The organism is Psychrobacter sp. Pi2-1 (genome assembly GCF_904846645.1).
Taxonomy (GTDB): Bacteria; Pseudomonadota; Gammaproteobacteria; order Pseudomonadales; family Moraxellaceae; genus Psychrobacter.
The window spans coordinates 16,566-42,789 of the sequence record NZ_CAJHBO010000010.1 but is presented as its reverse complement, the minus strand read 5'-3'; the positions used below and the strand labels follow the sequence as shown (position 1 = coordinate 42,789).

25 protein-coding genes and 1 tRNA gene are annotated in these 26,224 nt (G+C 44.1%); 19 read left to right on the top strand and 7 right to left on the bottom strand.

What is annotated here, in order from left to right; genetic code table 11:
* Positions 1-18: 18 nt before the first annotated feature.
* Entirely contained in the window at positions 19-1,677 is a 1,659-nt protein-coding gene (locus JMX91_RS07465) for a cryptochrome/photolyase family protein (RefSeq protein ID WP_201548337.1), read from the bottom strand.
* 171 nt (positions 1,678-1,848) lie between these two features.
* On the opposite strand from JMX91_RS07465, the gene JMX91_RS07460 reads away from it, so the two are divergent.
* The 7 genes from JMX91_RS07460 to JMX91_RS07430 all read left to right on the top strand — a co-directional run bounded on the left by JMX91_RS07460 (position 1,849) and on the right by JMX91_RS07430 (position 10,112).
* The gene (locus JMX91_RS07460) at positions 1,849-2,550 is read left to right on the top strand and encodes a phosphoribosylanthranilate isomerase (RefSeq protein ID WP_265089175.1); all 702 of its coding nucleotides are present in this window, start codon (positions 1,849-1,851) and stop codon (positions 2,548-2,550) included.
* A 160-nt stretch (positions 2,551-2,710) separates the two neighbouring features.
* Positions 2,711-3,985, top strand: coding sequence for a tryptophan synthase subunit beta (gene trpB / locus JMX91_RS07455; protein ID WP_201548335.1), 1,275 nt, complete (start codon positions 2,711-2,713; stop codon positions 3,983-3,985).
* 142 nt (positions 3,986-4,127) lie between these two features.
* A complete protein-coding gene (gene trpA / locus JMX91_RS07450) occupies positions 4,128-4,952 on the top strand; it encodes a tryptophan synthase subunit alpha (RefSeq protein ID WP_201548334.1) in 825 nt (274 codons plus the stop codon).
* Between the two features lie 397 nt (positions 4,953-5,349).
* On the top strand, positions 5,350-6,297 hold the full coding sequence (accD, locus tag JMX91_RS07445; RefSeq protein WP_201548379.1) for an acetyl-CoA carboxylase, carboxyltransferase subunit beta: 948 nt from the start codon (positions 5,350-5,352) through the stop codon (positions 6,295-6,297).
* A gap of 195 nt (positions 6,298-6,492) precedes the next feature.
* Positions 6,493-7,866 (top strand): bifunctional folylpolyglutamate synthase/dihydrofolate synthase, encoded by a 1,374-nt coding sequence (locus JMX91_RS07440; RefSeq protein WP_201548333.1) that lies wholly within the window; start codon positions 6,493-6,495, stop codon positions 7,864-7,866.
* A 258-nt stretch (positions 7,867-8,124) separates the two neighbouring features.
* Positions 8,125-9,330 (top strand): SPOR and LysM peptidoglycan-binding domain-containing protein, encoded by a 1,206-nt coding sequence (locus JMX91_RS07435; RefSeq protein WP_201548332.1) that lies wholly within the window; start codon positions 8,125-8,127, stop codon positions 9,328-9,330.
* Positions 9,331-9,581: 251 nt separating this feature from the next.
* Positions 9,582-10,112, top strand: a complete 531-nt coding sequence (locus JMX91_RS07430) for a DUF2726 domain-containing protein (RefSeq protein ID WP_101204933.1) — start codon at positions 9,582-9,584, stop codon at positions 10,110-10,112.
* An 81-nt stretch (positions 10,113-10,193) separates the two neighbouring features.
* Here the strand turns inward: JMX91_RS07430 and JMX91_RS07425 are convergent, their stop codons facing one another.
* From JMX91_RS07425 to gatC, 6 genes are all read right to left on the bottom strand, one after another.
* A complete protein-coding gene (locus JMX91_RS07425; RefSeq protein WP_201548330.1) occupies positions 10,194-11,171 on the bottom strand; it encodes a DUF1853 family protein in 978 nt (325 codons plus the stop codon).
* Positions 11,172-11,545: 374 nt separating this feature from the next.
* Positions 11,546-12,541, bottom strand: coding sequence for a hypothetical protein (locus JMX91_RS07420; protein ID WP_201548329.1), 996 nt, complete (start codon positions 12,539-12,541; stop codon positions 11,546-11,548).
* A 214-nt stretch (positions 12,542-12,755) separates the two neighbouring features.
* Positions 12,756-12,832 (bottom strand) — tRNA-Pro (locus JMX91_RS07415).
* A gap of 114 nt (positions 12,833-12,946) precedes the next feature.
* Positions 12,947-14,473: an Asp-tRNA(Asn)/Glu-tRNA(Gln) amidotransferase subunit GatB gene (gene gatB / locus JMX91_RS07410; RefSeq protein ID WP_201548328.1), complete on the bottom strand. Its 1,527-nt coding sequence runs from the start codon at positions 14,471-14,473 to the stop codon at positions 12,947-12,949.
* A complete protein-coding gene (gene gatA, locus JMX91_RS07405) occupies positions 14,473-15,969 on the bottom strand; it encodes an Asp-tRNA(Asn)/Glu-tRNA(Gln) amidotransferase subunit GatA (protein WP_201548327.1) in 1,497 nt (498 codons plus the stop codon). The genes gatB and gatA overlap by 1 nt, the downstream gene beginning before the upstream one ends.
* An 81-nt stretch (positions 15,970-16,050) precedes the next feature.
* Positions 16,051-16,365, bottom strand: coding sequence for an Asp-tRNA(Asn)/Glu-tRNA(Gln) amidotransferase subunit GatC (gene gatC / locus JMX91_RS07400; RefSeq protein WP_201548326.1), 315 nt, complete (start codon positions 16,363-16,365; stop codon positions 16,051-16,053).
* Positions 16,366-17,056: 691 nt separating this feature from the next.
* Here gatC and JMX91_RS07395 point away from each other — a divergent pair.
* From JMX91_RS07395 to rplV, 12 genes are all read left to right on the top strand, one after another.
* On the top strand, positions 17,057-18,085 hold the full coding sequence (locus JMX91_RS07395) for a rod shape-determining protein (RefSeq protein WP_082624553.1): 1,029 nt from the start codon (positions 17,057-17,059) through the stop codon (positions 18,083-18,085).
* Between the two features lie 319 nt (positions 18,086-18,404).
* On the top strand, positions 18,405-19,265 hold the full coding sequence (mreC, locus tag JMX91_RS07390; RefSeq protein WP_102077941.1) for a rod shape-determining protein MreC: 861 nt from the start codon (positions 18,405-18,407) through the stop codon (positions 19,263-19,265).
* A 118-nt stretch (positions 19,266-19,383) separates the two neighbouring features.
* Positions 19,384-19,869 carry a rod shape-determining protein MreD gene (gene mreD / locus JMX91_RS07385; protein ID WP_057758689.1) on the top strand — a complete coding sequence of 162 codons (486 nt, stop codon included), beginning with the start codon at positions 19,384-19,386 and terminating at the stop codon, positions 19,867-19,869.
* Between the two features lie 105 nt (positions 19,870-19,974).
* Positions 19,975-20,658: a Maf family protein gene (locus JMX91_RS07380; RefSeq protein WP_201548325.1), complete on the top strand. Its 684-nt coding sequence runs from the start codon at positions 19,975-19,977 to the stop codon at positions 20,656-20,658.
* A gap of 120 nt (positions 20,659-20,778) precedes the next feature.
* Positions 20,779-22,380 (top strand): Rne/Rng family ribonuclease, encoded by a 1,602-nt coding sequence (locus JMX91_RS07375; protein ID WP_201548324.1) that lies wholly within the window; start codon positions 20,779-20,781, stop codon positions 22,378-22,380.
* 410 nt (positions 22,381-22,790) lie between these two features.
* The gene (gene rpsJ / locus JMX91_RS07370; RefSeq protein ID WP_010196670.1) at positions 22,791-23,102 is read left to right on the top strand and encodes a 30S ribosomal protein S10; all 312 of its coding nucleotides are present in this window, start codon (positions 22,791-22,793) and stop codon (positions 23,100-23,102) included.
* A gap of 49 nt (positions 23,103-23,151) precedes the next feature.
* Positions 23,152-23,790, top strand: a complete 639-nt coding sequence (gene rplC, locus JMX91_RS07365) for a 50S ribosomal protein L3 (RefSeq protein WP_057758696.1) — start codon at positions 23,152-23,154, stop codon at positions 23,788-23,790.
* Between the two features lie 14 nt (positions 23,791-23,804).
* Complete coding sequence (gene rplD, locus JMX91_RS07360) at positions 23,805-24,407, top strand: 50S ribosomal protein L4 (RefSeq protein WP_057758698.1); 603 nt, start codon at positions 23,805-23,807, stop codon at positions 24,405-24,407.
* Positions 24,404-24,754, top strand: a complete 351-nt coding sequence (rplW, locus tag JMX91_RS07355; RefSeq protein ID WP_057758700.1) for a 50S ribosomal protein L23 — start codon at positions 24,404-24,406, stop codon at positions 24,752-24,754. The genes rplD and rplW overlap by 4 nt, the downstream gene beginning before the upstream one ends.
* 11 nt (positions 24,755-24,765) lie before the next feature.
* Positions 24,766-25,593 carry a 50S ribosomal protein L2 gene (gene rplB / locus JMX91_RS07350; protein WP_057758702.1) on the top strand — a complete coding sequence of 276 codons (828 nt, stop codon included), beginning with the start codon at positions 24,766-24,768 and terminating at the stop codon, positions 25,591-25,593.
* Between the two features lie 12 nt (positions 25,594-25,605).
* Positions 25,606-25,881, top strand: coding sequence for a 30S ribosomal protein S19 (rpsS, locus tag JMX91_RS07345; protein WP_010196682.1), 276 nt, complete (start codon positions 25,606-25,608; stop codon positions 25,879-25,881).
* A 10-nt stretch (positions 25,882-25,891) separates the two neighbouring features.
* Entirely contained in the window at positions 25,892-26,221 is a 330-nt protein-coding gene (rplV, locus tag JMX91_RS07340) for a 50S ribosomal protein L22 (RefSeq protein WP_021813373.1), read from the top strand.
* Positions 26,222-26,224: the final 3 nt, after the last annotated feature.

The following is a 26,224-nucleotide window of genomic DNA, read 5'->3' as shown; positions in this document are numbered from 1 at the left end:
GCCAGATGTTTTCTAAAATTAAGCCTCTTTTTTAAACTCAGCAATAGCTAGCTTGCGTGCTGATTTATGCTCGACCATTGGCGCAGGATAGTCGACATCAGAAAACTTACCACCTTTTGCCAGCTCTTTACGCATCTTATCTTCGTTGTGCAAGATACTGTTAGGAATATCTTTTAACTCTGGTAGCCAAGTTTTAATAAACAGAGCTTTAGGATCATGCGTATTGGCTTGGCTAAAGGGATTCATAATACGGAAGTAGGGCGCTGAGTCAGTACCTGTCGACGCGCTCCATTGCCAGCCGCCGTTATTGGAGGCAAAATCCCCATCTATCAGCTGCTGCATAAAGTAGCGCTCACCCAAGCGCCAATCAATCAGTAAGTCTTTGGTCAAAAACATCGCTGTGACCATTCGCAGGCGATTGTGCATAAACCCTGTCGCATTTAGGCAACGCATTGCTGCATCGACCAATGGCACGCCTGTTTTGCCAGTGCACCATGTCTCAAAATCATCGTTGTCATATGACCAATTAACCTTAGTGTCAGTATCTTCTTTATAAGCCTTATGACGGATCAGGTTTGGTTTTTCTACTAGTACATGGCGATAAAAGTCTCGCCACGCAAGCTCGCTTATCCAGCGATTGATGTCTTCATTATCACCGTCATTACCGTGTAGCTTCTCTTGTGCTGCATTTGCCTGTAGATAGCAGAGTCTAGGACTGATAGAGCCTATAGTGAGATAAGCTGATAGCTGACTGGTTGTATGCAGATGCGGTACATCCCGGCTCACATCATAATCATTGATATCATCATCGACGAATGACTCTAGACGCTGGCAAGCGGCAGACTCACCTGCAGGATAAGCGTCTCTTGCTTGGTTAAGCTGAGCTGTCATATCGATATGCTGCAAAGACTCGCTCTTTTCTAATGTCTGCTGATAGTCACTGAGCATCTTTTCATTTAGTGCTTTGATATCGTCGATTGTATTGGCAAACGTTTGCGATGATTGTAATTTGATTTTATAATCGCTATCCACTGCGGATGCGTCATGCATTTGAATGGTGCTAACGTCTAGCGTATGTCGCCATTTTTTATAGAACGGCGTGAAGACTTTATACATATTATCGCCGTCATTTGTCGTGATACTCTGCGGTGGCAAAATGCACTGGTCATGCCAGCGCACGAACTCGATGTCGTTTTTTGCAAGTTGCTTGTTCAATTGCTCATCACGATCAATCTCATTGCCTTCGTACTCGTGATTGGCCATGACGCAGCTGATTTCATTGTCGTTGCATAAGGTTGTAAGCGCCTTTATACAGTCTGAGAAGTTTGGACAAACTTGAACGATCAAGGTGATGTTTAGTTTTTCTTGTAACTCCTTTGCTAGAATAGGTAGCGTGCGAGCAATATGATCGACTTGTACAAGGGATGTATCGTGTGCTTGCCACTGCTCAGGGGTCAAAAAGAATGCGGCAGACACTGAGGCGTTGTCCTCATTGGCGCGTTCACATAACGCTGCTAAAGCGGTATTGTCATGGATACGTAGGTCACGGCGAAACCACATCAAGTAATGCGGTGGATTTTTGCTAGTAGCATTGTCGTCAGTATCAGTATCAGTATCAGTATCAGTATCAGTATCAGTATCAGTATCAGTAGCGGCTGTCTGTGCAGTCTTAGACATCAAAGTATCCCTATATTAATCAATCGCAATCATAAACAAAACTAAGGATAAAAGTATGCTAGGATAAGTTTTTGGATGCAATGGCTTTGCCGTTTGGTTAACAAAACCTCATCACATCTAACGATTTATCTTTAGCTTGAACCTATCTGATGCCGCTATAATCGGTGTCATATTCAGTACCATGAAACGCAAGGTCACAAAATGCACGTTAAGTTTTGCGGGTTTACTCAGCTTAGTGATATACAGACTGCAGCACAGTTAGGTGCAGATGCAGTGGGTTTGGTGTTTTATCCACCAAGTCCACGTGCGGTCACGATAGAGCAGGCGCAAACCCTAAGTGCTGCTGTACCTGCTTTTATCAGCGTGGTGGCGTTAATGGTTAATATGCCTGAAGATGAGCTGATTGAGCTGGCAAATAACGTCTCTTTTGATATCATTCAATTCCACGGTGATGAAACGCCTGAGCAGTGTCAGCAGCTGGCAAGTGCCGTCAATAAACGCTGGATGAAAGCGTTACGTATCAATGCTGAGCAAGACACCCTCGATAGCGTTCTCGCCCAAATTAATAAATTTGCGACCGCAGGTGCCAGTAGTATTTTATTGGATGCTTATCATCAGCATAAGTATGGCGGTACGGGCGCACGTTTTGATTGGAGTCTGATTCCACATGACAGCGCACTACCAATCGTTTTGGCTGGTGGGCTCGATGCCGACAATGTTACCGCGACATTAGATTTGCCGATTTATGGCGTCGATGTGAGCGGTGGTATTGAGGTTGATAAAGGTAAAAAAGACGCTGCCAAGATGCGTGCCTTTATGAAAGCGGTCAAGCGCGATCGATGGCAAAACGCTACGGTCACTGGCGCCATCTAAGTGGGTTTGTATTAAGCTATTTGTCATACATAATCTGCTTAGTTGCTCGTTATTCCGATTTTTCTGCTTAAATCTTATTAGATTGTTATCCTTTTTATTATTTTCTCTCTATTTATCTAAAGTTATCTAAAAAATACCACTTATTACAGTAGGAATTATCATGAGTCATGTCGAGAACAAAGATTTATCTGCTACCGCACAGTCTGTAAACACTTTTACCAATCCTGAAAACGTACAGGACTTTAACCAGTATCCTGATGCGCGCGGTCATTTCGGTGTACATGGGGGGCGTTTTGTCTCTGAGACGCTAATGGCTGCTCTAGAAGAGCTAGAAACGCTTTATACCAAGGTTAAGGCAGACCCAGCATTCTGGGAAGAGTATCACAATGATTTGGTCAATTATGTCGGTCGTCCAACGCCGTTGTATCATGCTAAGCGTTTGAGCGATGAAATCGGCGGTGCGCAAATTTACTTTAAGCGTGAAGACCTCAACCATACAGGCGCGCACAAAGTAAACAATACGATCGGTCAAGCATTGCTTGCCAAAATGTGCGGTAAAAAACGCATTATTGCTGAGACGGGCGCAGGTCAGCATGGTGTCGCAACGGCAACGATTGCAGCACGCTTAGGGCTAGAATGTATCGTCTATATGGGTGCCGACGATGTCGAGCGTCAAAAGATGAACGTCTATCGTATGCGCTTGCTTGGTGCGACAGTTGTGCCTGTGACCTCTGGTTCACGTACGCTCAAAGACGCAATGAACGAAGCCATGCGTGACTGGGTAACTAATGTCGATAGCACGTATTATATTATCGGTACGGTGGCAGGTCCGCACCCTTATCCGCTATTGGTGCGTGATTTCCAAGCGATTATTGGTAAAGAAGCCCGTATCCAGCATTTAGAAAAAACAGGTAAAATGCCTGATGCATTGGTTGCCTGTGTTGGCGGTGGCTCAAACGCTATCGGTTTGTTCTTTGACTTCCTAAACGATACTGAAGTTAAGATGTATGGCGTCGAGGCAACAGGCGATGGTATCGAATCAGGTCGTCATTCTGCGCCATTGGCTGCAGGGCGTATCGGCGTGCTACATGGTAACCGTACGTACCTAATGGCAGATGATGATGGTCAGATTCAGGAGACGCATTCTATCTCAGCAGGTCTTGATTATCCTGGCGTTGGCCCAGAACATAGCTTCCTAAAAGACATGAAGCGTGTTGAGTATGTCGGCTGTACTGATTTGGAGGCGCTAGAAGGTTTCCATGAAGCCACGCGCAAAGAAGGTATCATCCCTGCGCTTGAGACTGCTCATGCCGTCGCTTATGCATTGAAGCTGGCTAAAACCATGACCCCTGATCAGACGATCGTCGTTAATATGTCAGGTCGCGGTGACAAGGATTTGCATTCAGTAATGAAGGCAGAAGGGATCGAGATGTAGTAACGAATATCTTTATAAGTTATCAAATCTATAAGTTACTAGATTCTTCTTTATAAGAAAAATTGTTTGACCTTTTATTGTTCAATATAGATTATTAAATGAAAGGTCAAACAAGCCAGTTTATAACAATTAAGAGACCACTATGACCAGAATTGAAAGTACCTTTGAAATCTTAAAATCACAAAATAAAAAAGCCCTGATTCCTTATGTCATGGCAGGCGATCCCAATCCGAGTAACTTTGTTGGCTTGCTACATGATCTTGTCAAACACGGCGCTGATATGATCGAAGTCGGTTTACCATTCTCTGATCCAATGGCCGATGGTCCAACCGTTGCCTTGGCTGGCGAGCGTGCATTAGCAGCAGGTACGAGTACTCGTGATGCATTAAAGATGGTTGCAGAGTTCCGTCAAACAGATACGAAGACGCCAATTATTTTAATGGGCTATCTTAATCCTGTTGAAATCATCGGCTATGACAACTTTGTCGCGCTATGCGAGCAGTCAGGCGTTGATGGTTTATTGATGGTAGATTTACCGCCAGCAGAAGCAGGTAGCTTCACTCAGCATTTGACCGATCATTCGATGAATGAGATTTTCTTGCTATCGCCAACGACGTTGCCCGAGCGCCGTGAGCAAGTATTGACTCATTGTGGTGGCTATATTTATTATGTATCACTAAAAGGCGTGACTGGTTCAGCCACACTAGATACTGACGATGTCGCAACTCAAGTTCAGGCAATCAAAGCAGAAACAGACCTGCCAGTATGCGTCGGCTTTGGTATCCGTGATGGAGCTTCTGCAAAAGCGATCGGTACTCATGCGGATGGCGTTATCGTCGGTAGTGCATTGGTACAGAATTTTGCCGATATTGATGCTAACGATACCGCTGCGGTTGCAAATGCACAGCAGAACATCATGGCAAAAATGGATGAGCTACGTGAAGCGTTAGACAGCCTAAGTGCTTAATAGCTATTGCTTTCATATTGTTGTTACTTGAAGAGATAGTTATTTGAAGAATTAGTTATTTGAAACGGCAAAGTCAAATTGTAGCTATTGTTTACCTAAGACTTTACTTAAAAGCTTTACGTGAAGACAATACTAAATGACTTTGCTAAAATTAGTTTACGAGTGTAAACTAACATCACTATTATATGGTGTTTGATAGCAGTGGTTTATTCGTCATTTTGATTGGCAAATACATTATCTATCAACAAGCGCATAATCAAATTACCGACATACGAGATTTATTTATCAGTATGTCGCATGACTGCTCATGTTATGACTGTATTAGACGCTTTGTTTAGACAACCATTAAACTCTCAATGACAAGCGAATGAGCAAACTTGTCAATAAGCCTTTTATGATGGCAAATAATATGACTGATACAATAACAAAACCCGATAACAATACTGCTAAAGCCGCGCCAAACAGCAATGCGGATAGGCAATCATGGTTTAACCGTCCTATCCCAGGTATCAAGCAGCATTTGACTGCGCCACTGTCTGCGGTAGAGACTGAACCATCAACCAAGTGTAGTAATTGTCATTCGATGATTACCAACACAGCGCTGATTTTTAACTGTTATGTGTGCCCGCATTGTGATCATCATTTACCGATGAGTGCTCGTGAGCGTTTGAACTGGCTGCTTGATCAAGTAGACGGCGAGACAGGACAAGAATTTACGGCAAAAGATCCATTGAGCTTTGTGGATAGTAAGCCATATCCTGCGCGTATGAGTGAAGCACAAGAAAAAACAGGTGAGTCTGAGGCGTTGGTTGCTATGTATGGCAAACTGCGTAACCTTGATATCGTTGCCTGTGCTTTTGATTTCCGCTTTATGGGCGGGTCAATGGGTTCAGTTGTTGGCGATCGTTTCGTTCAAGCAGCTGAAAAAGCGCTAGAGCAAAAAATACCTTTGGTTTGCTTTGCCGCTTCTGGCGGTGCACGTATGCAAGAAGGCCTACTGTCATTGATGCAAATGGCACGCACGGCAGCAGCGATTGAGCGTCTAAGAATCGCTGGGATTCCTTACATTGTGGTATTGACCAATCCGGTATACGGCGGCGTAACTGCATCACTGGCGATGCTGGGTGATATTCATCTAGCAGAACCAAAAGCGATGATTGGCTTTGCTGGTAAGCGCGTGATTGAGCAGACTGTACGTGAGACGCTAGAAGAGCCATTCCAGCGCGCTGAGTTCTTATTAGAGCATGGTGTGGTGGATGAAGTAGTACATCGTCATCAGCTAATCGATACGATTTATCGTCTACTTGCAAAACTATGCCGCGTACCAAATGTAGATGCTCAGTAAAATGAGATGCTCGATAAGGTGACTTAGTATAATGAATCATTTATTGAGTGCATAATGACTTAGCTGCGTGCTAACATCTACTGCATATGCAAGACCCCTAATAGCATTTATCGTCATTGCACGGTAAGTGCTATTTTTGGTTTTAGCTAACACATATATTTTTATCTCTTATTAAATTTTATATAGGTTTTATTTATGTCTGACCTTTTAGCATCTGACCTTCGCAGCCCCAACGCCCATAGTCCTAATGAAAGTGCTAGCCTAACTGAGTGGCTCGATTATATGCAGCAGATTCATGTGTCTGCAATCGATATGGGGTTGTCACGTGTATTGCCTGTCGCAGAAGCGTTAGGAGTGGTGCAGTCAGCGAAAGATGATGCTTATGTATTTACTGTGGCAGGTACCAATGGCAAAGGTTCTACAACTGCTGTCATCGCCGAAATGTGTAAAGCCGCAGGGTACAAGACGGCGCTATATCAGTCGCCGCATCTTAGCGCTTTTAATGAGCGTGTACGTATCAATGGCGAGATGGTCAGCGACCAGACGCTGATTGAGGCTTTTAGCAAAGTAGAGGCGGCACGCTTACAGTGCGAGTTGACGTTGTCGTTCTTTGAGATGACCACACTAGCAGCGCTATTGATATTCGCTGAAGCAGACTGTGACGTGTGGGTATTAGAAGTAGGATTGGGTGGACGACTAGATGTGGTCAATATCATTGATCCTGACATGGCAGTTATTACCAATATTGGTATCGATCATGTTGACTGGTTGGGTGATAATGTCGAGGATATTGGTCGCGAAAAAGCAGGTATCTTGCGCAACGGCATTCCTCTGATTTACGGTGCTATTGAAATGCCAGATAGCGTGCAACAATCCATCGATACCCAGCAGGCAACTTGTTATCAGATTGGACAAGATTTTAGCTACCGCGATATTGACTCAATGATTTGGCAATACAGTAATGCGGCAGTTACCTTGCAATTACCACGGCCTGCGCTATCGTTGACTAACACCGCCAATGCATTATCAGCCGTATTAGCAAGTCCATTAGATGTCGGTATCAAGGCCATTGAACAAGCACTACAAACTGTCAAATTAGCTGGACGTTTCGATTATCGTGAGAGCCATAATCGCCATTGGTTATTTGACGTAGCGCATAATGAGCAAGGCGTTGAGTTCTTATTAGCGCAGCTATTACCATTTTGGCAGCAGCATGTAGCCAAGCAAAATAATCAAGATAGCTCAGCGAATATCCCTACACCAAAGATAAAGATGCTGTTCTCTATGCTTGGTGATAAAGATATTGATAAGGTTGTGCAGCGCTTAACCCAAGCAGGCTTACCGATTAGTGATTGGTTTATCGCTGAGATTGATTACCCTCGTGCCGCGACTACTGAGCAGCTGCAAGCTGTTTTGGTTAAATATGTCGATAGCACCAATATATATGAGTTCGATGGTTTGCATACAGCGACCCATGCAGTGATAGAGGCGAGCCAACCGCAAGACCTTATCGTCGTATGCGGTTCGTTTCATACGATTGGGGAAGCATTAAGTGCCCTTAGCGTATGATAATTTAAGTTAAAATAGTGCCGGTTTAATGTTAATCTTAGTCGTAGCCAGATAGCAGACAGCATGAAAAATATGCTTTATAATCAAAATGATTTGCCAGACTAGTAGAAGATGGTCGACACAAATTTTCAACCCTGATGGCATTAACTGACAGTAACTGGCGGTAAGAGATTATGATTAAAGCGATTTGATATACTGCTTTGAGATAGTCGCTGCGTCGCTCAATCAACCTTATTACCAACTAAGAGACGTAAACGGATGAACTTTTCGAGACAAGCCTTATTGGGCATTGGGATGATTATCGGCGGTAGCGTGATGCTATACGCCATGGTGCAACAGATTGGCGATAGTGACCAACCAGAGCCGATGTCAGCGATGGTCGATAAATCAAGCTCGGAGCAAGAGTCTCCGCAGCCGCTCACAACTGATATTGAAACAGAAAAGCGTATCCTTGCTCAAAAGCAAAAAGAGCGTGCAGCCCGCGTTGCAGAGCAAGAAAAACGTGCAAAAGAGTTTTTGACAGAGCAGGAGATTGCTGAAGCAGAAGCATTGGCCAAGGCACGTGCTGAGAGCCAGCAATATGTCGATAATAGTGCGCCAACTCCTGATGAAACCAGCAGTACCGAGTCTACAAAAGACGTTACTACAGATCTGACCGTTCAGCCTCGTACTGAGAGTCAGTCTGCTACTGATACTACAAAGTCTAGCGAAGCCGAAAAGCAAAAGGCGGCTCAAGAGCAACAAGAAGCCCAAAGGCAAGCGGCTATCAAAGAGCAAGCGGCCGCCAAAAAACTTGCTGAGAGCAAAAAACAAGCGGAGGCAGAGAAACTAGCCGAAGAAAAAAAGCAGGCTGAAGCTCAAGCAGCGGCTGAGAGAAAAAGAGAAGCAGCTGAAGCGGCAAAAAACGAGCCACCCAAATCGCCTTCTGAATATCAGATTAAGAAAGGTGATGGACTCATAAAACTGGCAAGACAATATAATATGCCTGTAGAAGTATTGGCTCAAGCCAACAACCTATCTCCATCAGCAGCGCTACAACTGGGTCAGAGTATCACCATCCCATCGAGCAAACAGGTACAACGTTTAGAGCGTGAAGCGGCGGCCGCTGAACAAGCACGTGAGAAGAAGCGCCAACAAGAAGAAGCGCTGGCTAAGAAATCTGCCGATGCCAAACGTGAAGCGCAGCAAAAACTGAGTGAAGCACGTAAAGAAGTTAAAGAAACAGACGCTAAGGGTAGCTTTGGGGTGCAAGTGGCTCTAGCAAATGACCAAGCCAAAGCAGATGAGTTAGCGAAAAAGTTCCGAGCAGCAGGTTATCAAGTCAAGACCAGTGCGACCAGTCGCGGTGTTCGTGTCGTGGTTGGGCCTGAACGTGGCAAAGTCGCAGCCTTAGCACTAAAAGATAAAATCAATAGTGACCCTAAAGTAAATACGACCAGCGCTTGGGTGCTTTACTGGCGTTAAGCTAGAGCGTTGCTAACGGTTTCGATTCGGCTTTTATCTACTTTATATGAAAACACGACAAATACTGTCGTGTTTTTTGTTTTATAGATTGCTGATTGGCGCCGCCTTAGTTAAGATGAGCGCCATTTTCATAATCCATTGTTGTATAACCTGTCAGCCTATATAGGTTGCCTCGTCGTGGTCGGCGCATTATTAATTGCTATCAATAATGACAATTAGCCCATCACTCTCATACTGTATAAGGTAGAACCATGTCGTTTGGTGTTATATTCTTAATATTGGCCGTTGGGTTTTTGGGGCTGATTACGTTACCGAAGCTATTAGCAAAGCGCCCCGTCGTTGAGCCTGATCCAAAACCTGTGCGCGGTGATGAGCTAGCGATCTGGCCATTTGCGCCGATGCCAATCATGACCGATACGGAAGTAATATTTTTTAATAAGTTAAAAAATGCGCTGCCGGAGTATCATATATTTGTCCAAGTACAGCTGTCACGGATCATTGAAGCTAATAGTAGCGAGACATCAGAGCGTAGCTTTTGGTTCAATCGTATCTGCCGTCAGAGCGTTGACTATGTGATTGTGGATGTCGATGCTCAGACTACCCTGGTCGCTATCGAGCTTGATGACTGGACGCATAGTAGCAAAGCCCGCCAAAAAGCGGATGATAAAAAAGATAAGGCGCTTGCCAGTGCAGGTATCGCTATGGTGCGCTTCCACGCTGAGCGGATGCCGAGTGCCGATATGCTTAGATATGAGTTAATGCAAGTGATTGAGAGTTATTAAGTATTCTGTGAAAGCTGTCCGATTGTTAAGGCTAAAACATTATCCAAGCAGTTTCATCTTAAGAGTTTAGATTAGCTAAATTTATTCATTGATTTGGTCTGACTGCCTTGGATAAATAACGATTGGTCGATTACCTTCAAAATATAAACCTGTTTTAGGTAGCTCTCTATCTGACCAAACTATTGGCTGCTGATGACCACCATAAGCATTTCGCTCATCATAAAAGTCGCGCTTGGTGAACCATTCAATATAATGCGCGGCTCGCAATACTGTAGTGTCAATCGTTGCAAGACTTGCCATGTCTCTCTTATCACACCACTTATGCATCGGAAAGCTCGGCGTTAGCCAATATGGCCAATCATAATCACTGCAACCAGTTGTGTTAATCGGTAAAAAGAATCGCCCTTTAATCACGCCATAACGCTTATCGATTTTTACCTGTCCATGATTTTCTGTATCTACCCACACCGCTCTAAACTGCTTGGTTTGCATGTGTGTCATTTTGCGCTGTAGATTGTCATTGGAATTGATTCCAACCCAGTTCACAGGTTCAAAAGGTGCTGAACACATAAAAAATTTAATGGCTAGCTCCCAATGTTCAACCAGCTGTTCTGCATGGTTATACAAAATCAAATCAAGCTCACCAGTCGTCTGCTTGCCATTATAGAGCTGCACGTTGCTAGCCAGTGTCTCATACGGATGCAGCTTGCGCGCAAATCCATCCTCTAACCAAAATGACAGTAAGCCCTCAAAATGAAAACCCAGACGATTGGGGCTAGGGCGTTTGAGTAAATAGCGAGTCAGCTTTTGATAGGCGGCAGTGGTGTCTAGCTCTGTTAATCGTTGCTCATACGCCTCAAACTGCGTCTGCCAAAATTGTGCGCTATGCACGGCAACCGTATGTGTATTCTGATGTGGCGCAAAGTCTAGCCACTGTGTCAAAACATTAGGGCATGCCAACACATAAGCCAAATCGCGCACATAAGGTCGGCGGTAACGTTCCCAAGGAGCGTCATTCATGAGGTGATTAAATGTGGGCTGATTGACAGGCTCGGACATAGCATAAACCAGTGTGAAGATGTAGCATTTACCCTAACGGCTCGCTCAATAAAAGTCTATAGATGACAAGTATCCGCTAGGGCAGTGCTAGGCTTTCTTACGTTAAAACAGGATATGAATGTGATGGATGTGAATGCTGATATCAGGAGGTGATAGCAGGTAGTATAGTAGAATGCTAACTACCGCCTTAAGTAGAGAGAGTTGCCATTTAGGCTGATATTGAGATGGTTTTTGTTTTGGCTTAGTTGGGATATGATTTCTCTGTTTCATGTGTCTAGCTCCATAATTTACCGTAACTTGATTGCTGCGGCTGGTATGGATTTATTTTATGAAATAGGGTAGTTCGATAGTTCTATATAGAAAATGGCAGAGTTCTATAGAACCTCATCAGCTTTCTTTAGCCATTTTGCAATGAAGTCTTTTTTAACAGAGAGTCCTAACGCCTCAGCCTTAGCTTGAATAAGCTTATTAAGTTCTCCATAAGGATCGGCTAAGTGTTCTTTATCATATTCAGCCATTTTAATAAGTGTGGTGACTAACGCTTGCATAGAACCTACACTTTTATGGTGTGTTGGCTCGTCATTAGCTGACTTGTCTACTATTTCAGTTTTGGCTTGTGCTAGTCGGTTTTCAAGTTCGGCTACTTTGTCCTGTGCTTTGTTATGATAAGTAGTAAGCTGCGCTACTTGCTCTTGAAGTTCATTAATAATTTGTTTGTCACTCTTAAATCCTGTTTTTTGCTGTGGAAGCTTTCCTCTTGATGCCATTGTAATAAGCTTATGAAAGTTATGAGCTTGTGAGTTCTCGCCATACTCATCTATTATAGACTGTTCTTGCTTGGCTCTTTCAGCCTCACTTACGACATTAGTGTCTATTAGTTTAAATGTTCTTATCCCGTCTTTAGGCTCTTTTGCTGTTACCATATCATCGCCAGTCACGCTATAATCTAGCGTCCTACCTTTCTCTAAAGGCAGGTTGAGCTTCTTTAAAAAGCCAATTTTCTGCAATTCTTCCAAACTATAATAAAAGTCTATTTCAATAGGCTCATAAAAATCTAAATCTGCATCATCATCTTCTAGGCAATCATCATAAAAAGAATTACAAAACATCATATAGTCGAGAAAGCCATCTTTTGCGATCTCATGAAATAGCGTACTGGTTTTATACTTACGATCAATATCGTTGCACGAATAAATGCGGTAATGTCGGTCTATGTAATATTCGTTTACTAGCTCATCAAAATTGTTATACAGCAAAAAAGATACGATCTCTTGAATTGGCTCTCCTAGCTTATACGACATGAAACATAAGAAATCTTTTGGTGATATATAGCAGTTCGCTTTCTCTCTTGCTTCATCTAGTAATCCCACAATTCACACCTCTACACCCTTAAAACAAAGTAGGTACAAGGCAGTGCCAGCCTAAAGGTGTATGAACGGCTGGATTTCGATTACTTGTCATGCCTTGCAAGATTTTTATTATTATTTGCTCAATCAAAACATCATACAATCACCCACCAAATTTAGCACAAAAAAAAGCCAACCATTGAAAACAATGATTGGCTTTTCTCTTTACTGCTATGTTTGGTCGGAACGGCAGGATTTGAACCTGCGACCACTACACCCCCAGTGTAGTGCGCTACCAGACTGCGCTACGCCCCGAGTGACTGACTATTTTACGCAAAATTATGTATATTGCAAGGGCTATTTCTAGCAGCCAAAATCTACAATATTATTCTGCCTAGCATAGTCAGTATAATCGCTTAGCAGCCAATGTTAACCCAATAATTCTTTTAGAATTTGGTTCACTTGCTGTGGGTTAGCACTACCGCGACTGGCTTTCATGACCTGACCGACCAGACCGTTAAAGGCTTTTTCTTTACCGCCGCGATATTCTTCGACCATCGCTTCATTTTTTGCGATGACTTCTTCTACCATTGCTTTGATAGCGCCAGTATCGGTTTCTTGCTTGAGGCCTTTGTCTTTGATGATTTTATCTGCTGCATCATCGCCATCGCCGCCTTCGCGCTCATATAGAGCACTAAAGACTTTTTTGGCCAATTTGCCAGATAGCGTGTCATCTTTGATACGCTTGAGCATGCCAGCCAATTGTTTGGCGCTGATAGGAGAGTCGATGATATCTGTGTCATCTTTGTTTAGCGCGCCGAGCAAGTCGCCCATGACCCAGTTACCAGCCATTTTAGCATCTTGTTGACCGATTTCAGCCACTACATCTTCGAAGTAATCAGCAATTTGACGACTACCAGTCAAGATACGAGCGTCGTATTCTGACAGACCAAGCGCTTCTTCAAAGCGTGCGCGACGAGCGAATGGTAATTCTGGCATTGCTGCTTTGATCGCATCAACCGTATGCTGCTCGATACGGACAGGTAGCAGGTCAGGATCAGGGAAGTAGCGATAGTCGTTGGCGTCTTCTTTGGTACGCATGGTACGCGTTTCATCACGCTCTGGATCATATAGCATCGTCGCTTGTACGACTTTGCCACCATCTTCTAAGATATCGATTTGACGTTCGATTTCACGATTGATAGCACGTTCGATAAAGCGGAACGAGTTTAGGTTTTTTAGCTCAGTACGTGTACCGAGATCAGCGCCTGGCTTGCGCACAGAGACGTTACAGTCACAGCGGAATGAGCCTTCGGCCATCACTGCGTCTGAGATACCTAGCCAAGTGACTAGCTGATGGATGGCTTTGATGTAGGCAAGTGCTTCGTGAGCTGAGCGCATGTCTGGCTCAGAGACGATTTCGATTAGTGGCGTACCAGCACGGTTCAAATCCACACCCGTCATACCATCGACTGCGTCATGTACAGATTTACCCGCATCTTCTTCTAGATGCGCGCGGGTGATACCCATACGTTTAGGGTATTCGTTCTTTTCGCCTTCGTTGACGACGACATCAATATAGCCAACGCCTACGATAGGATTGGCCATCTGGGTGATTTGATAGCCTTTAGGCAAGTCAGGGTAAAAGTAGTTTTTACGGTCAAACGTATTAAACAGGCCCAGCTCAGCATTGACACCGATACCGAATTTTAATGCGCGATCGACCACGCCAGCATTTAGCACTGGCAATACGCCAGGCAAACCCAAATCGACGATACTTGCTTGGCTGTTTGGCTCATGACCGAAGTCAGTCGGCGCACTTGAGAAGATCTTACTTTCCGTATTTAGCTGGCAGTGAATCTCGATACCGATGACCACTTCATAGCCATCGACAAATAGCTCTTTACGCACCGCGTGTTCACGGACGGCATTGTTATCAGTAGTAGCTGTACTCATTATACCGTCTCCTTTGCGATGGTAGAGTGTTGTAGGTGATGGTCGGTATGCTGCTGGAACAGATGCGCAGTCGTGAGCAGTTGACTCTCTTGCCAGTGCTTACCGATTAATTGTAAGCCAATAGGGAGGCCTTCTGTCGTCAAACCAACTGGCTGACTGAGTGCAGGTAGACCCGCTAGGTTGACCGCGATGGTATAAACGTCACCTAAATACATCGTTGCAGGATCTAGGTCTTCACTAAGCTTATAAGCAGCTGTCGGTGCAGTTGGGCTAGCAATCACATCACAGCTAGCAAAGGCTTCGTCGAAGTCTTTGACGATCAAACGGCGAATTTTCTGTGCTTTAGTATAGTAAGCATCGAAATAACCAGCCGATAGCGCATAAGTCCCTGTCAAAATACGGCGCTGTACTTCAGGGCCAAAGCCTTCAGAGCGTGAGCGTGTATATAGATCGATAAGGTCGGTTGGGTTCTCACAGCGATAGCCAAAACGTACGCCATCGAAGCGTGATAGGTTCGATGATGCTTCGGCAGGCGCTAGCATATAGTAAGTGGCAAGTGTGATCTCAGGATCAGTAATGTTCACTTCTACAATCGTTGCACCTAGCTCTTCGTATTTTTTGAGCGCGGCACGTGCTGCTTGCTCGACTTCGCTATCAAGCCCTGTACCAAAGTATTCTTTGGCCACACCAATACGCAAGCCAGCAAATGGCTTATCACCAGCAGCAGCTTGGGCATCATTGATGTCTTGTATGTAGTCAGGCATCTCGTACTTAATAGAAGTTGCATCGCGCGGATCATGACCAATCATTGGCTGTAGCAAGTAAGCACAATCTTTAGCGCTGCGTCCCATGCTACCAGCTTGATCCAAACTTGAAGCGTAGGCAATCATACCAAAACGTGACACACGGCCATAAGTAGGTTTGATACCTGTTAGGCCACAGAATGAGGCAGGCTGACGAATAGAGCCACCCGTATCACTACCGGTAGCAACAGGAACAAAACCTGCGGCAACGGCGGCAGCACTACCACCTGACGAGCCACCAGGGACGCGCTCTAGGTTCCAAGGGTTCTGTACCGTACCGTAGTAAGAGCTACTGTTGTCTGAGCCCATCGCAAACTCATCCATATTGAGCTTACCTAAGCTAATCATGCCAGCTTTGTCGATATTAGAGACGATGGTCGCGTCATATGGTGAGACAAAGTTATGTAGCATCTTTGAGCCACAAGTGGTCAGTACGCCTTGGGTACAAAAGATGTCTTTGTGCGCCATTGGTACGCCAAGTAGTGGACGCTGATCGCCCTGAGCACGCATCTCATCTGCCGCTTTAGCTTGTGCGCGTGCTGTCTCAGAGGTATGAGTGATAAAGCTGTTGATCTTGCTGTCTAACGCATCGATACGCTTGATGTAATGTTCGGTTAATTCTGCGCTGCTAAATTGTTTGTTTTGCAAGCCAGTAATGAGCTGCTCGGTACTTAATAAATGAAGTTCAGACATAAGGTGTCGTCCGTCAAAATGTTAATAGCATAAAATAAAATAGGATAATGGCAAATGCGTGGTTGTATTATTCAGCCACTCTTATTCAATCACCTGAGGCACTAGATATAAGCCTTCTTCTACGGTAGGCGCGACTGATTGATTACGCTCACGATTGATATCATGTTTTGCCACATCAGCACGCAACTCTTGGCAAGCTTCATGGATATTGGCCAGTGGCTTGATGTCTGTAGTATCAACGTTAGATAGCGTATTCATCAGTTTTAATACTTTACTGATATCATCAGCATAGCTATCGGCTGTACTTTCATCGACACCTAAGCGGGCAAGGTTGGCAACTTCTAGGATTTCTTCACGGCTGACGTTGCTGTCAGACGTTGCTGGCTGCTGAGACATAGTTTCTCCAGTTAAGGACAGTTTTTGTTAGAGTAGTTGGTTGCGAAAACGAAAATACGTAAGCGCTAAAATAGAAACAACTAAAATATAGATAAATAGTAAGTGGGCTTATTATAAAGCATCTGGCTCAAGTTTACAGAGCATGACGCTTGATTGATGCACAATCTCAACCAACAGGCTGAATTGATAAAGACGTAATATTGAATAAGATATGGTGCTAGCCGAGCCATAATGCCAATTCAGACACAATGATTTACAGAGAATTGCAAAACTGACCCTCTAATTCATCATTGTTCCTCAATTGCTCTCCAATTAGCTTCTAAAATACGTTACAGTATGCATCTGCTATTAAGCAAAACATTCATCTGCCTGTAGAGCCTTGTTAGTTATCAGATTAAATGATGTTTCATTGAGTTGAATGATATTCGCTACTATTTCAAACTTTGTAACAACTTTTGGCGTCTAAGACAAAAATCCTTACTTACTGATGCAAATATCTATGTTTTTTTTGAGCTAAATCGGTATAATTTAGCTCAGTTTTTTCATTTCATCATTATTGTTTGAATTTTGACTTGTTGGGATGATTAACTGTTGCCACAAGTAATGTTTAACGACGACCTGCTCAACACTGACGAGTAACACCTCAGTCAATCTCATTCGCCTCATTCGTAAGACGCTGGATATATTAGTCATGAACCTGTTTGGATTTTTATCAAATAATATCGCTATCGACCTCGGTACTGCGAACACCCTAATTTTTATTCCTAATAAAGGCGTCGTGCTTGACGAGCCTACGGTGGTCGCGTTACGAAGCAATCGTACTCAAAACCCGACCGTCGCCGCTGTTGGTATCGATGCCAAGCAGATGCTAGGTCGTACGCCTGCGAACATCACAGCAATTCGCCCGTTAAAAGACGGTGTGATTGCTGATTTTGAAGTGACGCAAAAAATGCTTAAGCACTTTATCGCTAAAGTAAAAGCCAAGCGTTTTATGGCACAGCCTAACGTCGTGGTGTGTGTACCATGCAAGTCTACTCTAGTTGAGCGCAAGGCGATTCGTGAGGCAGTGTCATCAGCAGGCGCTAGCAAAGTACTATTGCTAGAAGAGCCAATGGCTGCGGCTATCGGTGCTGGTATGCCAGTTCATGAAGCCAGTGGTTCTATGGTTGTGGATATCGGTGGTGGTACAACTGAGATTGCTGTTATCGCACTGTCTGGTTGCGTATATGCTGAGTCGATTCGTATCGGTGGCGATATGTTTGATGAAGCGATCATTACTCATGTACGCCGTACGCATGGTTGTGTCATCGGTGAGACAACCGCTGAGCGCATCAAAAAAGAAGTCGGTTCTGCATTGAATGAAGACAGCCAACTAGAAGTAGAAGTTCGTGGTCGTAGCATGGCAGAAGGTGTGCCAAAGACCTTTACTGTCAATTCAGAAGAAGTGCAAAAAGCGTTGACTGATCCATTGAGCGGTATTGTTAGCGCTGTAAAAGTAGCACTTGAGCAGACTCCGCCAGAGTTATCATCAGACATCGCTGAGCGTGGCATCGTATTGACAGGTGGCGGCGCGCTATTACGTGACTTAGACAAACTTATCTCACAAGAGACTGGTTTGCCAGTGACGGTAGCAGAAGACCCACTAACCTGCGTTAGCCGTGGTGGTGGTATCGCGCTTGATTTCATCAATAACAAAAGTTTAAACATGATTTTTGTTTAAGTCATCTTTATCCTTAATTGCCCTATAGTATTGGCAATACATGATAATGACGATTTATGTGAATGATGAAACTATAAATATAGTTGGCTCAATATAATTTGGATATAAGGAAGGCAAGCGAAAGTACTACAAGTATTAGGATGAGCGTGACTGACACCGTATCCAATTTATAGAAAATTGACTATATATAAAATTAAAGGTAGCCGATTGTGCTACCTTTAATTGCATTCATTTGTGCTAGAACCCAATATCCTCGATAAACACTCATGCTGTAAATAAGTGCTATTGTTCATTTTAGAATCCTTAAATCAGACGACTTATGACTCCAAGTATTTTTGCTCGCCAGCCGTTATCACTTCGTAAGACTGTTATTGTATTGATAGCAGCCTTAATTTTGATGTGGTTTGATAGCAAAAACTCTGATTGGTTTAAGCCAGTACGTAGCACCAGTCATGCCGCCATGCAGCCTATCTATGAGCTGTCTCTATTACCAAGCTATGCTAAGCATTGGGCAGGTGGCAGCTTGCAGTCAAAAGAAGCACTGCGTCGCGAAAACATGCAGCTAAAGTCGCAATTGATACACGCGCATGCCAAGCTACAACAGCAAGATTATATCTTGGCGCAGAACGCACGCCTGCAAGGTATCTTATCTACCACCAAGCCCGAGCAATTCGATCTTAATTTGGCGCAAGTCATCGGTACAGATACCAATTTGCTCAGACAGATTGTGGTGCTTAATAAAGGTGAGCAAGATGGCGTACAAGTTGGGCAAACGGTCATCGATGAAGACGGTGTATTAGGACAGATTATCAATGTCTATCCGAATACTAGCCGTCTGTTGTTGATTACAGATGAGCAGCAGTCAGTTGCGGTTACTGTTAAGCGTACTGGTCAGCGTGCTATCGTCACAGGCCAAGGTATTCCATCTTCATTAAGTCTCAATTACGTCTTCAAAACATCGGATGTGCGAGTAGGTGATGAGCTAGTGTCGTCAGGATTGGGCGGTCGTATTCCGGCAGGCTATCGAGTAGGGCGTATCGCGCATGTCAAAGACGAGCAAACCGATAACTTTAGAACGATCGAAGTTACTCCAGCAGCTAACTTTATTGACAATGCCTATGTATTAATACTTCAAGACAAGCTGCTAAATGAGAACAATGCTGCTGCTATTGCTCCGTAGATAACGACGTAAGCCACAGTATTAACGTTTTAAAACTGCTCACTTATGGTATTCACCTTGCCAATATCCAATCAACAATATAACAGCAACCATCAAACACTCGCTAAGGTAAGTACCCATGTCGTATCCTGATTCTGAGAATGCCACGGTACTATTGATAGTTGTGATTGTTCTAAGTTTCATCGCTGCATCATCACTTAATGTCTATCCGTTAAGCCCAAGCATGGCCACATTGCGTCCCATGGTCATGATTATGGTACTGATTTATTGGTTGCTGTTTCAGCCGCGCTATGTGGGTATTTTCACCGCATTTACAGTTGGACTGATTGCTGATTTATTGATGGATACCCATTTAGGGCAGCAAGCTTTTGCTGCTGTTGTTGTTGCACTGGTTATCAAAATTACCAGTATCTATGTCAGACAGTTGAATACCGTTAGCGCTTGGTTAATTGCTAGTCTAGGGCTGATTGTCTTTCAGTTAAATCTATGGATACTACAGATGTTTATTCAAAACGTCTTTGTCGCCCAGTCTGCTTTGTCATTGTTTATGAGCATCATTAGCTGGCCACTCGTACTGTTTGCGTTGCGCAAGTTTTCGCGTTAATGAGTCATTAGCTATAGCTGTCACTTTGGTTAACAGCTTAGCTTGCTCTGTCCATAATACTGTATGACCACACACATCATAAATTTATAAATGAAGAGAAAATCGATGGATATCGTTTTAGCGTCTGGCTCCCCGCGTCGTCGTGAGTTACTAGAAAGAGCGCAACTAGACTTTACTATCTTGAGCGTGGATATTGATGAGACGCCGTTGGATAATGAGTCGCCGACAGATTATATCGAACGTATGGTCGCAACCAAAGCCGATGCCGCGATACAACAATTAAGCGACACATCTCAAGCAAATCACGAGAGCCCTACATCGCCGTTTATTATTTTGACTTCTGATACCATTGGCGTGCTGTCAGATGGCAAGACAGTATTGGTCAAGCCCGTCGGTCGTGAGCACGCATATAGTATGTGGCAGCGTATGTCTGATAACGTCCACGAAGTATGGACTGCCGTTCAAGCGACTCAAGTACAGCCATTGCCTATAGCAGAACCAAGCCCATCAGAACCTACACAGTGCTTGCAAATTATTAACCAGCAGCGAATCACTGAACGTACGGAAGTGACTTTTATACCACTGACGACACAGATGATGAGCGACTACTGGAATAGTGGCGAACCTGCTGATAAAGCAGGTGGATATGGCATTCAAGGACTTGGTGCTACATGGGTCAGTCGTATTAATGGCAGCTATACCAATGTCGTTGGTCTGCCACTGGCACAAACACTGGCACTAATCAAAGAAATGACAGAAGGCAGTATGGACACAGTCAACCCGTTATAATGGGATATGCACATAATGACACGGTAGGGTAATGGGCAAGAGCAAGTCGCATTTGTTACACTGTCAATCTAATAGGCGATGACCGTCTAATAAGAAAGCTGAGAGATAAGAGAAAAAACTATGTCCGAAGAGCTGCTGATTAATATTAGTCCAATGGAATCCCGTGTTGCGGTTTTAGACAATGGTATTTTGGGCGAGATTTATATTGAACGACATCACAAACTGGGGTTGGTCGGCAATATCTATCTGGGGACGGTCGTACGTGTCCTTCCTGGTATGCAGGCAGCCTTCGTAGATATTGGTCAATCACGGACCGCATTTCTACATGTCAACGATATGCAGCGTGAACCACGCCCCGTTGCAGAAAAAAACAAAGCGGCTAAGGCCACTAAGCACGAGATAAATGAGGACGATGCGACTACCAATGCTGCTGCTGATAGCTTGGCTGTGACACCGCCTATTGTCAGTGCGCAAAGCACAGAAATAGTACCAGCGTCTAAAACATTGATTCAGCATCGCCTACATGAAAGTCAGCGTATTTTGGTACAGGTAACCAAAGATCAGTTAGGGAGCAAAGGTGCTCGTCTAACGACCAACATCTCACTACCATCACGTTATCTAGTATATTTGCCATCGAGTGATCATATTGGTATATCGCAGCGTATTGATGGCGAAGAAGAGCGTAGCCGATTAAAGAATGAGCTTAGTAGCCTAATGCAAACGGTCAATCTAAAAGGTGGACTGATTGCCCGTACCGCTGCTGAGCGTGTGCCTGTCGATAAGCTAGAAGAGGACATCTATTACCTATTGCAGCTGTGGCGTACTATCTGTGCTCGTCGCCAAGAGATTAATCATCATCAGAGCTCAGAGCTGATCTATCAAGAACTGTCATTACCATTACGTTCTATCCGTGACTTGGTTCACGCTGATACTGAAAAAGTCATCATTGATAATACGCAGATTTATGAGCAAGTCAGATACTTTGCCAAAGAGTTTGTTCCATTCGTCTATGATCGAATTGTGCATTACACTGCAGAGCAGTCGCTATTTGATGTACACCGTGTCGAGGACGACTTGCGTGATGCATTAAAACGCCGTGTCGATCTAAAATCTGGCGGTTATCTGATTATTGATCAGACGGAAGCAATGACCACGATTGATGTTAACACAGGCTCTTTTGTGGGCGGTCGCTCATTAGAGGATACGGTCTATAAGACTAATCTAGAAGCCACACATGCTATCGCCCGTCAGCTACGACTACGTAATCTAGGCGGCATTATTATTCTAGATTTTATCGATATGCTTGAGCAGCAGCATAAAGATGACGTGCTTGAGAGCTTACAGGCGCAGCTTACTCAAGATTATGCAAAAACAAAGATTACGCAGGTTAGTGAGCTTGGACTGGTAGAGATGACACGTAAGCGCACGCGTGAATCATTAGGCCAACAGCTTTGTGAGCCGTGCTCGACTTGCCAAGGACGAGGGTTTGTTAAAACCGCAGAAACCGTTTGCTTTGAGATTTTCCGTGAGATTATGCGCTGCGCACGCACTTATAATTCTCCCAAAAAGTTCACAGTGGTGGCTCATGCGGCAGTCATTGACTTACTGCTTACGACAGAGTCAGACACAGTGGCCGATTTAGAGTATTTACTGGGTAGGGTGATTACTTTTGATGTAGAGAATCTATATACCCAAGAGCAGTATGATATTGTTTTAGATTAATATTATTCAAAAAAAATAATAATTTCAGATGAAAATATTTGTGTGATTAGTCGCTAGTCTAAGAATGGCAATCTCTAATCATACTAGAGATTGCTCTTGCAATACCTAAAATACTATGTATAATATACACCACTGAATTATATATGCGCAGCTGAATAAAAAAAGCTGGCGCTATGACAGCTAGAGCATCGTTTCTAGCACTATTTCATTATGCCTTTGCTACTTTCCAATTAATAGGAGGGTTGGCGGGGCTTTAAACTATTTTGCTTTTGGCACGCTATAAGTTCGGATAAAGAACTCATTCTGGTTAAGAACAGAAGGCCGCTTTAAGTGAATATTTAACCAAACTGCTTTTGATCATGGTCTTGCGACGCAAGAATGACAAAGGCACATATTAGGAGCTTGCTGGCATGGCTAACCAGAGAATCCGTATCCGTCTTAAGTCTTTTGATCATCGTCTGATTGATCAATCTGCACAAGAGATTGTTGATACTGCAAAGCGCACCGGTGCGCAAGTTTGTGGTCCTGTACCGTTGCCGACTCGCATTGAGCGCTTCAACGTTCTAACCTCACCACACGTTAACAAAGACGCTCGTGACCAGTACGAAATCCGTACTCATAAGCGTATGGTTGATATCGTTCAGCCAACTGACAAAACTGTGGATGCGCTAATGAAATTAGATTTAGCGGCGGGTGTTGACGTTCAAATTGCTTTGGGTTAATGCACATTAAACACCCAACCCATTAATATAAGATATAAAGAGGTCTAAAATGGCGATCGGTTTAGTCGGTAAAAAGTGCGGCATGACCCGTGTCTTCACTGAAACAGGCGCATCTATCCCTGTAACAGTTGTTGAGGTCGATGCAAACCGCATTACTCAAGTAAAAAATACTGATGTAGATGGTTATCAAGCCATCCAAATTACCACAGGTACTCGTCGTGACAGCCGCGTAACAGCTGCACAAAAGGGTCACTTCGCTAAAGCTGGTGTTAAAGCTGGCCGTGGTGTTTGGGAATTCCGTGCCAACGAAAGCGATCTTGAAGGTCGTGAGATTGGTGGCGAGATTCTAGCTGACTTGTTCGAACAAGGTCAGATGGTTGATGTGACAGGACAGAGCAAAGGTAAAGGTTTCCAAGGCCCTGTTAAGCGTCACAACTTTAGTATGCAAGATGCTACTCATGGTAACTCAGTGTCTCATCGTGCGCATGGTTCAACTGGTCAAAACCAGTCACCAGGTAAAGTATTCAAAGGCAAGAAGATGGCGGGTCAGATGGGTAACAAACGTGTTACCGTTCAAGGCCTAGAAGTGATTTCGGTTGATGCCGAAAAAGGGTTACTTGTCATCAAGGGTGCTATCCCAGGTGCCACCGGTGGCGATGTTATCGTACGTCCGTCAGTCAAAGCCTAAGCAAGGGGATTAACGTGGATTTAAAAACAGTTACAGGTGCGGCGGTTGAGCTTTCTGATACGGCATTTGGTCGTGAATTCAACGAAGCACTAGTGCATCAAGTCGTCACCGCTTATTTAGCTGGTGCTCGCCAAGGTACACGCGCACAAAAAACACGTGCCGAAGTTTCTGGCGGTGGTATTAAGCCATGGCGCCAAAAAGGTACTGGTCGCGCTCGTGCGGGTTCTATTCGTAGCCCAATCTGGCGTTCAGGTGGTCGTGCATTCGCTGCAAAACCACAAGATTGGTCACAGAAAGTAAACCGTAAAATGTATCGCGGTGCGATGCAGTGCATCCTAGCAGAATTGATTCGTCAAGAGCGTCTGATTTTGGTAGAAGAGTTGAGCGTTTCTGGGCCGAAAACCAAAGAACTGATTGCTAAGTTAAACGATTTGAATGCACCTCGTGCACTAATCGTTACTAAAGAAGTTGATGAAAACTTATACTTAGCTGCTCGCAACATTCCACACGTCAATGTACTTGGTACAAATGAAGTGGACCCAGTGAGCTTGATCGCATTTGATAAAGTGATCATGTCAGTTGAAGCTGCGAAACAATTTGAGGAAGCACTAGCATGAATAACGCAAGACTTTATCAGGTCTTAAGAGGGCCTGTATTCTCAGAAAAATCTCAAATGCTTGGCGACTCACTTGGTGTGCAGGTATTTAAAATTGATTCTAATGCTACTAAGCTTGAAGTCAAGAAAGCAGTTGAGTTGATGTTTGAAGGTGTTGAAGTCACTAAAGTAAACACTTTGAATGTTAAAGGTAAGACAAAGCGTTTTGGTAAAAGCATTGGCCGTCGTAACGACTACAAAAAAGCCTATGTTACCTTAAAAGCTGGTCAAGATGTACAAATGGCTGATGCTGGTGAAGAAGTAGCGAATACTACTGATTCTACTAGTGAAACAGCGAATAACGAATAAGGATTACACTCATGCCTATCGTAAGAGCAAAGCCAACATCACCAGGCCGTCGTTTTGTTGAAAAAGTAGTGCATCCACACCTGTACAAAGGTCGTCCGTTTGCAGCACTTCTAGAATCAAAAAGCAAGTCAGGTGGTCGTAACAATAATGGCCGCATTACTACTCGTCACATTGGCGGTGGTCATAAGCAACATTATCGCATTATCGATTTCAAACGTACTAAAGACAATATCCCAGCAACGGTAGAGCGTATCGAATACGATCCTAACCGTACTGCTCATATTGCTCTACTTAAGTATGCTGATGGCGAACGTCGTTACATTATCGCTGCTAAAAAACAAGTAGTTGGTGATACAGTAATGTCAGGCGAGACTTCTCCAATTCGTCCAGGTAACTGCTTACCGCTAAAAAACATCCCATTGGGTACTGTGATTCACAATATCGAGCTTAAAATCGGTAAAGGTGCACAGATGGCTCGTTCTGCGGGTGCTAGCGTTCAGTTACTAGGTCGTGACGGTGTTTATGCTATTCTACGTATGCGTTCTGGCGAAACTCGCCGTGTACACGTAAATTGCCGCGCTGTTATTGGTGAAGTTTCTAACACTGAAAACAACTTGAAATCACTTGGTAAAGCCGGTGCTTCACGTTGGCGTGGTGTTCGTCCTTCTGTTCGTGGTGTCGCTATGAACCCGGTTGATCACCCACACGGTGGTGGTGAAGGTCGTAACAAAGGTCGCCATCCAACCAGCCCTTGGGGTCAGAAGTCTAAAGGACTTAAAACGCGTCACAATAAGCGTACTGACAACATGATCATCCGCCGTCGCGCCAAGAAGAAATAAAGGAAGAATTTCATGCCTCGTTCATTGAAAAAAGGTCCATTCATAGACGCGCACTTGTTTGCTAAAGTTGAGAATGCATTAGACACCAACTCACGCAAGCCAATTAAGACTTGGTCGCGCCGCTCGATGATTCTGCCACAAATGGTTGGCCTAACTTTATCTGTTCACAACGGCCGTACTCATGTACCGGTTATCGTGAGCGAGCAGATGGTTGGTCATAAACTAGGTGAATTTGCCCCGACTCGTACGTATCGTGGTCACGGCATTGACAAAAAAGCTAAGAGATAAGGTGCTTACCATGGAAGTAACTGCAAAATTACGCGGTGCCGCCATATCGGCACAAAAAGTTAGACTCGTTGCTGATGAAGTTCGTGGCAAATCTATTGAGCGTGCTTTGGATATCCTAACGTATAGCAATAAAAAAGGCGCTGTGTTTGTTAAGAAATGCCTTAACTCAGCCATCGCCAATGCCGAACATAATCACGGCTTAGATATTGACGACCTAAAAGTCGCTACTATCTATGTTGATGAAGGCATTACGCTAAAACGTATCCTACCACGTGCCAAAGGCCGTGCTGATCGTATCAGCAAGCGTACTTGTCACATCACTATAAAGGTAGGAGAATAAGTT